The organism is Thalassomonas sp. M1454, from assembly GCF_007097525.1.
Classification (GTDB): Bacteria; Pseudomonadota; Gammaproteobacteria; order Enterobacterales; family Alteromonadaceae; genus Thalassotalea_A.
The window spans coordinates 275,810-288,364 of the sequence record NZ_VKDD01000001.1; the positions used below are offsets into that span (position 1 = coordinate 275,810).

Consider the following 12,555-nt stretch of genomic DNA (forward strand, 5'->3'; position numbering starts at 1 on the left):
ATATCATGCTAGGTATTATTTATTAAAACCAACTTAAAAATACCTTAATGCTGCTTTCCAAAATCATCAACATCGGCTGTGAAAACCAAGATCTTGCAGCAAAAAATAAAGTTCAAACCATGAACTTTATTACCTTAATTACTATCTTTATTTCCGCATTATATACGGCGTTTTATTACTTTTATTTACAGCAAATTGAAGTGGCAAGTATCAACTTACTTATCACTATGGCCTATGCCTGTGGCTTAATTATTATGGCCGTAGGTACGCCTACTAAGGCTAAGCTTTGGTTTTTTATTGTGCTTATGCTGCATTTATGGATTTGCACCAATATTTACGTAACAAAAGATTCAGGCTTTCATCTTTTTTATTTTCTGGTGCCTACTGGCGCTTTTTTATTGTTTGAATTACACCAATTTAAACATAAGATTATTTTATCATCGCTGGCTATTGCGCTGCTTTTCTATTGTGAAAATACCATTAACCCAACGCCCCTGGTCGAATTAAATAGCACTTTAAATAACACTCTTTATCAATCAGTAATTTTTTGTATTATGGTTGAAGTGCTTATTGTACTTAACCTTTTTGGTAAACAATTACAGCAACATGAAACTAATCTAAAGCAATTAGCTAGCGTTGATATGCTAACGAAAGTTAATAGTCGCGATTATTTCTTTGTTGTCAGCGAGCAATTGTTTAACGAATGTAGGAATGCCAATAGACCATTTTCTTTGCTCATTATAAACATAGATAATTTCAAACGAATTAACGAACTATATGGATATAAAGTAGGCGACGCTTTTCTGCAATCAATTACCGAAAAAATCCAACAACAATGTGATAAATCCGATTTGTTTGGCCGTTTAGGTGGAGAAGAGTTTGTTATTTCCATGCCAGAAAAAACTGCCTTTGAGGCTAGTCGCCTAGCTAAGAAGATAACCAAAGCCTTTAAAAACACTCCGGTATTAGATGCAACCGATATATGCTGTACAGCGTCTATTGGCGCTATAGCAAGTACTCCTAATATTTTAGATATCCATCAATTAGTCGCTTGCTCAGACCAAGCATTACATCAAGCAAAGGCCAAAGGACTAGGCCGTACAGAAGAATACTCTGAACAAGTTATTGGTTACACATAACAACTATTGAAACCCAACAAGCGTACAAACATTAACATCTTTTTAATTAAACTAGCTTTATAATTAACATTATTCATTTTTTGTTAAACTCAAACTTATTATATTGCTTATGCTTGTTAAAAATAAATTTATCACTCTATTTTTGCTCATTCCCACTTTGCTATTAACTCATGGTTGTAGTGATGACAAAAAAGATTCAAAAGATATTACCCAGCCTCCTGTAGAGCAACCTACAGAGCCACCGACTGAGACTCCTACAGAGCCACCGACTGAAACTCCTACAGAGCCGCCGACTGAGACTCCTACAGAGCCTGCTCCTATTGGTGGTATTGCAGAATGTGATGAAAATATAAGTTTAACAACAAATGTTTCATTTGAGTGTCGAGTTAATGTTGCCCAGTTTGACCAGCCCGCATTAATTAATGCACCCGAAGGGCTGGTGATGAATACAGGCTCGGGTGTCTTACGCTGGACTCCTATGGAACATCAAGTAACTTCATCGCAAAATATTGTTGTAGAGATCAAAGATATTAATGATCAATCTTTAACTATAAACATTGAGGTAGAACTTGGGCAATTAGATAGCCAAGGGCTTTATATTTCTCCTTTAGGCGATGACTCAATAGCGGATGGTAGTCCAACGAACCCATTCCAAACGCTTAAAAAAGCATGGCAATTTAGCCGAGATAACAATGTGCCATTACATGTATATATGCGTGGTGGCGACTACATAGATGTTTTTGATGAAACACCTTATGTACGAATAGCTGATATGGAAGGTACGCCTGATAATTGGTTGTTTATCCGCGCACACGGTAATGAGTTTGCCACAATAAAATCACAAGACGATGCTATTACTCTTAGCAAAGTAAAATATTTAGAAATTGAAGGGTTAACCATTTCAGGCAATGCGCCTCAAATTACTCCTGAAGAAGTAGCACAAAAATGGTGGTATGAAGGTGACGATAGGGTATATAGAGCCATTGGTATTTGGAACTTAACCAGTGACCATATACGAATAAAAAACAACGTTATTCATGACTTTCCAGGTGCAGCCATTGCAAGTAATGGTGGCGATTACTTATATATTGAGAACAATATCATTTATGGTAGCGGTTACTGGTCAACAAGTGGCGTGCATGGTATTGCCAATAGTAAACCAGGGGGAACTGATTCAGCCTTAAACCCTGATGATGAGAAAATCATCATTCGTAGTAATTTAATTTTTTCATCTGCGTCATTAATTCCATCAAGTGATTTTTTATATCGTGGTGAGGTACATTTTGTTTTAGATGAAGGTAATGGCGTACATTTACAAAATACCGAAGGAAATTTATTCGGCCATGCAACAGTTGAAGATAATCTCATTGCACATAACGGCAAAGCTGGTTTAGGCATAAATACTATCGAAAATGTAACCATAAAAAATAACTCGTTTTATGGTAATGGCTTAGTACCCGTTGAAACACAAGTATCTTCCCTTGGTGGCGAGCTTTTAATTCAATCTTCTACCGCTAAGACGGTAAGTAATAATTTATTCCAATCATTAGGCGAGACAGCTGCAATTTGGGATTACAATGGCGGCATGGTTAATGTTGGAGCTAACTTTGCTAACATTAATGAAAGCAATCAATTGCATCAGTCAGAGTCTGTTACCTTAGTAGATAATGTATTTACCGACCCTGCAAATAACGACTTTACGCCTTCATCACAAGTTGATTCAAGCTTTGGTATAACATCAGCTACTCATGATGAAATAATGCATAAGTTATTTGTTCATAATATCGAAATTGCTGAAATTGCATACACCATTGATTATGAATATATGAAGCAGAAAACTCTCGAAGTGTTTAGCATTTGGCCAGATAATACAGTGCATCCTGTCGATCCAGACAAGCCAGTAGATTATGAAACTGTGATAATTAAAGCAGTTGCGAATGATGGTGAAAAATACGATTATACAAGAGCAACAAGGGACCATTTTCCAAACCCTCCGCCTTCAAACTAACGGTTATTTGAACTAGCTTTACAAGTATAAAAAATGCCGAAGGTGAAATAGCCTTCGGCATCTATAATCTCAATTAAGGGGGATTAAATAAACCAGTATTATTTGTTCTTTTTGGCTGCCAACATAGCTCTTAAGCCTGCAACACCCGCCTGACCTTTTTCTTGTTTTTCTTCAGCACTTTGTTTACGTTCACCACCTTGTTCCCAAATTAAGTCATCCTGTGGCATTTCATACAAGAAGCGAGAAGGTTCAGTGCGGATAACTTCTCCATATTGACGGCGCTCCTGCGCATAGGTAAATATCAATTCACGTTGCGCCCTAGTAACACCAACGTAAGCGAGTCTGCGTTCTTCTTCAACGTTATCTTCATCAATACTAGTTTGGTGCGGCAGCATGCCTTCTTCCATACCAATAAGGAACACATAAGGGAACTCTAAGCCTTTAGAAGCATGTAATGTCATTAACTGCACTTGATCAGCGTCATCTTCATCTTCGCCTCGTTCCATCATATCGCGCAGAGTTAAACGGGTAACAATTTGAGCTAATGTCATCGGCTCGTCTTGTTCATTACCTTCTAGCATCTCAGTAACCCAACTAAATAGCTGGGTAACGTTCTTCATTCGCATTTCTGCGGCTTTTGCACTTGGTGATGTATCGTACAACCAATCTTCGTAGTTAATGCTTTGAATAAAGCCTCTGAGCACTGCTGCAGTATCGCCGCGATTGGCGTTGTCTTCGGTTTCAACAATTAAACGAGTAAAACGTTGCACATTAATCAAGCCACGCCCAGTTAAGTGTTGCTCTAAACCTAATTCAAAACTGGCAGCAAACATACTAATTTGCCTAATGTTGGCATAATTACCTAGTTTCTCTAGTGTTGCCGGACCAATTTCGCGGCGCGGTACATTAACCACTCGTAAAAAGGCATTATCATCATCAGGGTTAACGATTAAACGTAAAAAAGCCATGATATCTTTGATTTCTGAACGCGAGAAAAACGAAGTACCACCACTTATTTTATAAGGGATGCGATTTTGCATCAGGACTTTTTCAATCACCCTTGATTGAAAGTTACCGCGATATAATATGGCGTAATTTTTAAATTTACTTTTATTGATAAAACGATGACCGAGTAATTCACCGGCAACCCGCTCAGCTTCATGGTCTTCATTTTTGGTTTTAACCACACGTAGTTCAGGGCCATAAGCTAACTCACTAAAGAGAGCTTTATCATAAACGTGCGGATTATTGGCAATAAGAATATTGGCACATTGCAAAATACGACCACTTGAACGGTAATTTTGCTCAAGTTTAATAAGTTTTAATTGTGGAAAATCTTTACCAAGCAACACTAAGTTTTGTGGTTTTGCCCCACGCCAAGAATAAATTGATTGGTCGTCATCACCTACCACAGTTAAGCGTCCACGCTCACCAACTAAGTACTTAACTAACTCATATTGACTGGTGTTAGTATCTTGGTACTCATCCACTAATAAATATTTAATTTTATTCTGCCAACGCTCTCTTACTTCTTCATAATTTCGTAACAGTAAGGTTGGGATCATGATTAGATCATCAAAATCTAACGCGTTATAAGCTCGCATATTTTTATGGTAGCGCTGATAGAACTCAGCAAACATGATCTCATCTGCACCAACAGCGCGCTTAAGTGCCATATCGGGAAGTAGCAGATCGTTTTTCCAGTTAGAAATAGCGCTTTGTAATTGCGAGAGTAATTCTTTATCGCCATCAAGTTCTTGTTCGGTTAAGTCTTTCAATAAAGCTAAACTGTCTTGATCATCAAACAAAGTGAAACCTGGTTTAAAGCCAAGGGTTTTAATTTCACGGCGAACAATATCTAAACCTAAAGAGTGGAATGTGGATACCATTAAGCCGCGAGTAAGATCTCGACCAAGCATGTTACTGACACGCTCTTTCATCTCACGAGCCGCTTTATTGGTAAAAGTTACAGCCGCAATGTTGCGCGCTTTATAACCACACTCTTGAATAAGATATGAAATTTTTTGACAAATAACACCGGTTTTACCACTGCCAGCGCCCGCTAGTACTAAGCATGGGCCGCTAACGTATTTTTTTGCTTCATTTTGTCCGGGGTTAAGTTTCATTGATTTCTATTATGTAGGTATTGTTGTTTGGTTAATTCGATGGGCGATTTTACCTAATTTTCAGTCATCATCATATAGGTGGTTACAATACTAACGAAGAATAAAGCGGATCTTGTAACAAAAATAAACTGCGCCGATAATAATTTTAATTTACAATCGATGGTATAACTAGTTTAACCCTAAGTGATTATTATGATTAATGCTAAAAAAATTGAAGACATTGCTAAGCAAATTACCGACTCAATCCCTGGCGGTGTAAAAAACATTGCAACTGATATTGAAAGTAAAACCAAACAAGTATTGCAAAGTAAACTATCACAACTCGATGTGGTTTCGCGTGAAGAGTTTGATGTACAAACACAAGTATTAATTAAAACTCGAGCTAAATTAGATGAAATGGCGGCTAAAATCGCCGAATTAGAAGCTAAAATAGATTCTAAAGAAGATTAACCTCTAGTTTCTAGTTTCTAGTTTCTAGTTTCTAGTTTCTAGTTTCTAGTTTCTAGTTTCTAGTTTCCAATATTAAGCGATATCGTCTATTAGGCCATATCGCTTTTTTATTTTCCGCGTTATGACTCTTTACCCAAAAACGCTTGGTAGGCAGGGTTGTCAGTCTCTTCCGTGCAGTCGTAACCTAAGGCTTTTAAATGCCTAAAGAACTCAAATTCTTCCTCATTACTCACTTCTATACCAGCAAGTACTTGGCCAAACGCTGCACCATGATTACGATAGTGGAACAGTGAAATATTGTATAACTCACCTAGCGTGTCTAAGAACTTTTCTAATGCTCCAGGGTACTCTGGAAACTCAAAGCTAAATAAGCGTTCTTGCTCTGCTGCTTGTGATTGACCACCGATCATATATCGAACATGTAATTTTGCTAATTCGTTGTCGGTAAAGTCACGAACATGATAGCCATTAGCGGTTAGTTCATTGATCAGATTATCGAGTTCTTCACGACCTTCTGTTAGGCGAACACCAACAAAAATATGAGCTTTTTTATTACCCGCAAAACGATAATTAAACTCGGTAATAACGCGGCCACCTAAGCTTTGGCAAAAACGTCTAAAGCTGCCTTTTTGTTCAGGAATAGTTACCGCAAGTACTGCTTCTTTTTGCTCGCCAAGTTCACAACGCTCACTGACATAACGCAGTGAATGGAAGTTCATATTGGCGCCAGAGAGGATTGCCACTAACTTTTCATTGCCTGTACTTGTTTGACAATATTTATGCAATCCAGCGAGTGATAATGCGCCAGCAGGCTCAGCAATAACTCGTGTTTGCTCAAAAATATCTTTGATTGATGCACAAATCTCATCACTGCTTACAGTGATCACTTCATCACAGTACTGCTTAATTAAAGAAAATGTATGCTCACCAATACGTTTTACTGCAACGCCATCAGCAAATAAGCCAACACTGTCTAAATCTACTGGCTCACCGGCTTGCATTGCCGCAGCTAAACATGCAGAGTCTTCGGCTTCAACACCAACGATACGTGTATTGGGCGACAATTGTTTTAAATAAACCGCCATACCAGCTAATAAACCGCCACCGCCAACAGGTATAAAAACCACATCAGCATTAGGTAGTTGTTGGAGTAACTCTTTCGCGACAGTGCCTTGCCCTGCAATAACATCAGGGTCGTCAAACGGGTGGACAATGGTTTTCTGCTCATCAACGGCTAACTGCATTGAAGCAGTTTGAGCTTCATTAAAGCTTTTACCAATTAAACGTACATCGCCACCAAAGCGGCGTACATTATCTACCTTAATATCTGGCGTGGTAATTGGCATAACTATGGTAGCTTTAATGCCAAGCTTGCTTGCAGCTAAAGCTAAACCTTGTGCATGGTTACCGGCAGAGGCGGCTATAACGCCATGCTTTGCTTGCTCTGGAGAGAGCTGTGCCAACTTATTAAAAGCACCACGCAATTTAAACGAGTGCACCGGTTGTTGATCTTCACGTTTTAAGTAAATGTCATTGCCTAGTTTATTCGATAACTTAGTCAATGGCGTTAAATCAGTTTCTACAGCTACGTCATAAACTGGCGCCATCAAAATACGACGTAAATAATCAAGACCGAGATCTTTCATGTTGTCATGCTCCTTGTGTTGATTATCTATCGTCATAAAGTTTCCTATAACTGTTACAACAGTTATTAAGTGTCTTGGCCATCAAGTAGTTCGCGATTTCTTACCGCACCTTTGTCAGCACTGGTTGCTAACATTGCATAGTTTTTCAGAGCATAGCTGATCGGGCGTTCACGATTCACCGGCTTCCAAGCATCTTTACCTTTGGCTTGCATTGCTGCACGACGAGTATTTAATTCCTCATCTGATAAGGCTAATTTAATTGAGCGATTAGGAATATCGATTTCAATAATATCGCCTTGTTCCACTAATGCGATTGCACCGCCACTTGCTGCTTCAGGAGACACATGACCAATAGATAGGCCTGATGTACCACCAGAAAAACGACCATCGGTTAACAGTGCACAAGCTTTACCTAAGCCCATAGATTTTAAGTAAGTTGTTGGGTACAGCATTTCTTGCATACCTGGACCACCTTTAGGGCCTTCATAGCGAATAACAACAACTTCACCAGCAACAACTTTGCCATCTAAGATACCGGCAACGGCATCATCTTGACTTTCAAAAATATGGGCTGGACCGGTAAAGGTTAAATTATCATCGCTAACACCCGCTGTTTTTACCACACAACCATCAACGGCAATGTTGCCTGAAAGTACTGCTAGACCACCTTCTGTTGAAAAAGAGTTTTCAAAACTACGGATACAGCCATTTTCTCTATCATCGTCTAATGTGTCCCAGCGACAGTCTTGGCTAAAGGCTTTAGTCGTACGAATACCAGCAGGACCAGCACGATAGAATTTTTTTACATCTTCATCATCAGTTACTTTAATATCGTATTTTGAAATAACGTCAGCAAGTGTGGTACCTAAAACATTTGGCACATCAGTATTTAATAGTCCGGCACGCGCTAACTCACCTAAAATAGCGATAACACCACCAGCACGATGCACATCTTCCATATGGTATTTAGGCGTTGAAGGAGCAACTTTACATAATTGCGGTACGATACGTGATAATTTATCCATATCTTCCATGGTGTAATCTATTTCAGCTTCTTGCGCGGTAGCTAATAAATGCAAAATAGTATTGGTAGAACCGCCCATGGCAATATCTAAGCACATGGCATTATGCAGGGCTTCTTTACTAGCAATATTACGTGGTAATGCTGACTCATCATTGTCTTGGTAATAACGCTTAGTTAGCTCAACAATTTGCTTACCGGCTTTTAAAAACAGCTGTTCACGGTCAGCATGTGTAGCCAACATTGAGCCATTACCCGGCAGTGCCAAACCTAACGCTTCAGCTAAACAATTCATTGAGTTGGCAGTAAACATACCAGAACACGAACCACACGTTGGACAAGCTGAACGTTCAACTTGATCCGATTGCTCGTTTGATACCGTCGGATCTGCGCCTTGGATCATGGCATCAACTAAATCAAGCTTGATAATTTGATCTGAAAGTTTAGTTTTACCAGCTTCCATCGGGCCACCCGACACAAAAATAACCGGAATATTCAAACGCATTGCAGCCATCAACATGCCCGGAGTGATTTTGTCACAGTTTGAAATGCATACCATGGCATCGGCACAATGAGCATTAACCATGTATTCTACCGAGTCAGCAATTAAGTCTCGAGAAGGTAAGCTATAAAGCATACCGCTGTGCCCCATAGCAATACCATCATCAACGGCAATGGTATTGAACTCTTTTGCCACACCACCAGCTTCTTCAATAGCGCCAGCAACAAGTTGCCCCATATCTTTTAAATGTACATGGCCTGGTACAAACTGGGTAAATGAGTTAACCACAGCAATAATAGGCTTGCCAAAATCACCATCGGTCATACCGGTTGCACGCCATAGAGCTCGTGCGCCAGCCATATTACGGCCTTGAGTGGATGTAGCAGATCTTAATTTTGGCATTGTTCTTCCTTTAAAGCTTTTGAGTTTTACTTGTTATATTTTTATATGTTTGCACATATATATTACTTAACTTGATCTAACCAGTTCTCTGGTACTTCGGTAGTGCCATCAAACATACCAAAGAATGCGTCTTGTAGTTTCTTAGTGATCTCACCGCGCTTACCACAGCCAACTTGCATGCCGTCAACAGTACTAACCGGTACAATTTCAGTTGCTGTACCACACATAAAGAATTCATCGGCAAGGTAAAGTGCTTCGCGAGCAATAAGTTCTTCTCGAACTTCATAGCCCATTTGTTTTGCTAAAGTGATCACTGTATCACGAGTTAAGCCTGGTAAAATTGAACAAGAACCAGGAGGTGTGTAGATAATACCTTTACGAATAAGGAATAAGTTTTGGCCTGCACCTTCACTTACATAGTTATTAACATCTAAAGCAATACCTTCAGTATATCCATGACGAGCAGCTTCTCGAGAAATTAGCTGTGAAGATAGGTAGTTACCACCAGCTTTAGCCGCAGTTGGTATCGTATTAGGAGCAATACGATTCCACGAAGAAACACCAACATCAACGCCATTTTCCATAGCATCGGCGCCTAAATAAGCTTCCCAGCTAAATGCCGCAACCATTAAATCTGCTTGTGCATCATCAGCTGGACGTAAACCCATGCCAATATCGCCTAAAAAGGCAAGCGGACGCAGGTAAGCAGAATCTAAACCATTTTCAGCAACTGAATCACGACACGCTTGCATCACTTCTTCGCGGGTAAATGGGATATTCATACGATAAATTTTGGCTGAATCAAATAAACGGTCAATATGCTCTTCTAAGCGAAAAATACATGTACCTTTATGAGTTTTATAAGCTCGAATACCTTCAAAAACTGAAGAGCCATAATGTAATGCATGGCTCATTACATGCACGGTTGCGTTTGCCCATGGCATTAACTCACCATTAAACCAAATTTGTTCTGCGTTTACTTTAGCCATTTCTCTTCCTAATCTCTTGTTTGTGCAGCTTAAATTATGCATTTACTATGCAATATTAAGCGATAATTTTTTGTCTAGCCTGATCTTCAACTGTTATTTGCTTAATGTCGATAATTTTTAGCAATTGTTTTTTTAAGTTTTCGACTGATTTGTCAGTATCTACTGACAGTTCAATACTTAACTCATCATCAGCATTATTTGGAAACATACTTACGCTATGCAAAGTAAAGCAACGGTAACGAACCACCTGCAGTAATCTTTCCATTACTAAAGGTTGTTGTCGTGCTGTAATTTTAAACGTTTGTAGTGGCATGCCACAGTCTCCTATATTTTTTATATTTTAGCTCTATTGCAAGCTAAAATAAGCGGTGCAAATGATAACAGCTCTTTGCTTGTATTGTTTACGATTTTACCGACTCTAACATTGATTCATTTGCTGTTTCTGGTGGTACTAATGGCCAAACATTGTCCATCTCATCAATTCTTACATGTAATAAATATGGGCCATCATGTGCAAGCATTTCTGTAAGAGCTGATTGGATTTGTTGTTTATCAGTAATTTCTTGCGCTTTAATATCAAAAGCACGCGCTAACATAACAAAGTCAGGGTTATCACTTAAATCCGTTTCGCTGTATCTTTCTTGAAAAAATAGCTGTTGCCATTGACGCACCATGCCAAGACGAGAGTTATCAATAAGTACGATTTTAACCGGTATATTATAACGTTTTAATGTTCCTAGCTCTTGCACATTCATCATAAACGAACCATCGCCAGAAATAGCTATAACAGTGTCATCTGGGCGCGAAACTTGCGCGCCAATAGCTGCAGGTAAACCAAAGCCCATAGCACCTTGGCCACCACTACTTAAAAAGTTTTCTGGCTGATGAATAGCTACATGCTGCGCTGCCCACATTTGATGCTGACCTACATCGGTGGTAACAACACTACTATTAGGCATTAAATCACTCATAGTTTTAAGCAATGCTGGCGCAAAGATTTTTGAGCCTGGGTGATCGTAGCGCCAAGCAAAATCTTGAGCCATTTGTTGGCAATGTTCTTGCCATGGTTTTATTGCTAAACTTGTTGCTAATACATTAATGTTTGCAGCTAAATTACCTAAAACCGCAACATCTGCCACACGAACTTTGTTAATTTCAGCTTGGTCTATGTCAAAGTGAATAACCTTGGCATGCTTAGCAAATTCGGCTATTTTTCCTGTAACCCGATCATCAAAACGGGCACCAACAGCAATCAATAAATCACATTGTTGTACGGCAATATTTGCCGCTTTAGTGCCATGCATACCAAGCATGCCCAAATAATTTGATTGCTCAGGGTTTACTGCACCTAAACCTTTTAAAGTCGATACTGTTGGAATACCTGTTGCATTGATAAAGTCTCGCACTTCAGTAACGGCATTAGCCATACCAACACCACCACCAACATACAAAATTGGCTTTTGCGCAGCAGCTAGTAATTGTTTAGCTTGCTCTAACAAGCTGCTAACTTGCTGTGCATCTAAATCATCGCAAGTCTCTGGTTTTGTATAATCGAGATCCGTTGCAGCAAGTTGAATATCTTTTGGAATGTCAATTAATACCGGCCCCATTCGTCCAGAAAGCGCTATAGCAAAAGCTTCTTCTATCGCAGCAGGTAACTCATCAACACTACTTATTTGCACACAATGCTTGGTTACGGCTAAAGACAAACCGATGATATCGACTTCTTGGAAAGCATCACTGCCCATAGCTTTGGTAGATACTTGGCCGGTAATGGCAACAACAGGTACCGAGTCACTCATTGCATCGGCTAAGCCAGTAATTAAATTAGTAGCACCGGGGCCTGAAGTAGCTAAACACACACCAACTTTTTTGCTGGCTCGGGCATAACCAACCGCAGAAAATGCAGCACCTTGTTCATGACGACATAAATAATGTTTTATAGGGCTGTCATAAATAGCGTCATAAATAGGCATTATGGCACCACCTGGGTAACCAAACATGCTATCAACTCCATGTTGCTCTAATATTTTTAGTACTAATTCTGCGCCAGTCATGACTCTTCTCTTTTATTTAATTTTTATAATCTTTCAAAGGGTATAAAACAATAAACCCCCCGACTCTTTCGAAGCGGGGGGTTGAAATTTGTTATTTAAACTAACTCAACACCAAGCCCGCGGTGATTTAATAATCACAACGACAACACGGATAATCAGAATTAGGTTTAAGTTACTCATTTTATTTACTATTAACTCAGTTATTTACTTATTCG

General features: G+C 39.2%; 9 protein-coding genes. 3 read left to right on the forward strand and 6 right to left on the reverse strand.

The window, feature by feature from the left end:
- The first annotated feature begins 47 nt into the window (after positions 1–47).
- Positions 48–1,139, forward strand: a complete 1,092-nt coding sequence (locus FNN08_RS01210; protein ID WP_143582818.1) for a GGDEF domain-containing protein — start codon at positions 48–50, stop codon at positions 1,137–1,139.
- Between the two features lie 109 nt (positions 1,140–1,248).
- Positions 1,249–3,147, forward strand: coding sequence for a right-handed parallel beta-helix repeat-containing protein (locus FNN08_RS01215; RefSeq protein WP_143582819.1), 1,899 nt, complete (start codon positions 1,249–1,251; stop codon positions 3,145–3,147).
- A gap of 98 nt (positions 3,148–3,245) precedes the next feature.
- Here FNN08_RS01215 and rep read toward each other — a convergent pair whose 3' ends face one another.
- Entirely contained in the window at positions 3,246–5,273 is a 2,028-nt protein-coding gene (gene rep / locus FNN08_RS01220) for a DNA helicase Rep (protein WP_143582820.1), read from the reverse strand.
- Between the two features lie 192 nt (positions 5,274–5,465).
- Here rep and ubiK point away from each other — a divergent pair, with 192 nt between their 5' ends.
- Positions 5,466–5,723 (forward strand): ubiquinone biosynthesis accessory factor UbiK, encoded by a 258-nt coding sequence (ubiK, locus tag FNN08_RS01225; RefSeq protein ID WP_143582821.1) that lies wholly within the window; start codon positions 5,466–5,468, stop codon positions 5,721–5,723.
- Positions 5,724–5,842: 119 nt separating this feature from the next.
- Here ubiK and ilvA read toward each other — a convergent pair whose 3' ends face one another.
- The 5 genes from ilvA to ilvG all read right to left on the reverse strand — a co-directional run bounded on the left by ilvA (position 5,843) and on the right by ilvG (position 12,340).
- On the reverse strand, positions 5,843–7,405 hold the full coding sequence (gene ilvA / locus FNN08_RS01230) for a threonine ammonia-lyase, biosynthetic (protein ID WP_260679251.1): 1,563 nt from the start codon (positions 7,403–7,405) through the stop codon (positions 5,843–5,845).
- A gap of 29 nt (positions 7,406–7,434) precedes the next feature.
- Positions 7,435–9,294 carry a dihydroxy-acid dehydratase gene (gene ilvD, locus FNN08_RS01235; protein ID WP_143582822.1) on the reverse strand — a complete coding sequence of 620 codons (1,860 nt, stop codon included), beginning with the start codon at positions 9,292–9,294 and terminating at the stop codon, positions 7,435–7,437.
- Positions 9,295–9,356: 62 nt separating this feature from the next.
- Positions 9,357–10,283, reverse strand: coding sequence for a branched-chain amino acid transaminase (locus tag FNN08_RS01240; RefSeq protein ID WP_143582823.1), 927 nt, complete (start codon positions 10,281–10,283; stop codon positions 9,357–9,359).
- A gap of 55 nt (positions 10,284–10,338) precedes the next feature.
- Positions 10,339–10,596, reverse strand: a complete 258-nt coding sequence (ilvM, locus tag FNN08_RS01245) for an acetolactate synthase 2 small subunit (RefSeq protein ID WP_143582824.1) — start codon at positions 10,594–10,596, stop codon at positions 10,339–10,341.
- Between the two features lie 88 nt (positions 10,597–10,684).
- Positions 10,685–12,340: an acetolactate synthase 2 catalytic subunit gene (gene ilvG, locus FNN08_RS01250; protein ID WP_143582825.1), complete on the reverse strand. Its 1,656-nt coding sequence runs from the start codon at positions 12,338–12,340 to the stop codon at positions 10,685–10,687.
- Between the last annotated feature and the right edge of the window lie 215 nt (positions 12,341–12,555).

What these genes read in the sequence shown, in the direction of transcription:
- FNN08_RS01210 (WP_143582818.1), top strand. Translation starts at nt 48, where the DNA reads ATGCTGCTTTCCAAAATCATCAACATCGGCTGTGAAAACCAAGATCTT.
- FNN08_RS01215 (WP_143582819.1), top strand. Translation starts at nt 1,249, where the DNA reads ATGCTTGTTAAAAATAAATTTATCACTCTATTTTTGCTCATTCCCACT.
- rep (WP_143582820.1), bottom strand. Translation starts at nt 5,273, where the DNA reads ATGAAACTTAACCCCGGACAAAATGAAGCAAAAAAATACGTTAGCGGC.
- ubiK (WP_143582821.1), top strand. Translation starts at nt 5,466, where the DNA reads ATGATTAATGCTAAAAAAATTGAAGACATTGCTAAGCAAATTACCGAC.
- ilvA (WP_260679251.1), bottom strand. Translation starts at nt 7,405, where the DNA reads ATGACGATAGATAATCAACACAAGGAGCATGACAACATGAAAGATCTC.
- ilvD (WP_143582822.1), bottom strand. Translation starts at nt 9,294, where the DNA reads ATGCCAAAATTAAGATCTGCTACATCCACTCAAGGCCGTAATATGGCT.
- FNN08_RS01240 (WP_143582823.1), bottom strand. Translation starts at nt 10,283, where the DNA reads ATGGCTAAAGTAAACGCAGAACAAATTTGGTTTAATGGTGAGTTAATG.
- ilvM (WP_143582824.1), bottom strand. Translation starts at nt 10,596, where the DNA reads ATGCCACTACAAACGTTTAAAATTACAGCACGACAACAACCTTTAGTA.
- ilvG (WP_143582825.1), bottom strand. Translation starts at nt 12,340, where the DNA reads ATGACTGGCGCAGAATTAGTACTAAAAATATTAGAGCAACATGGAGTT.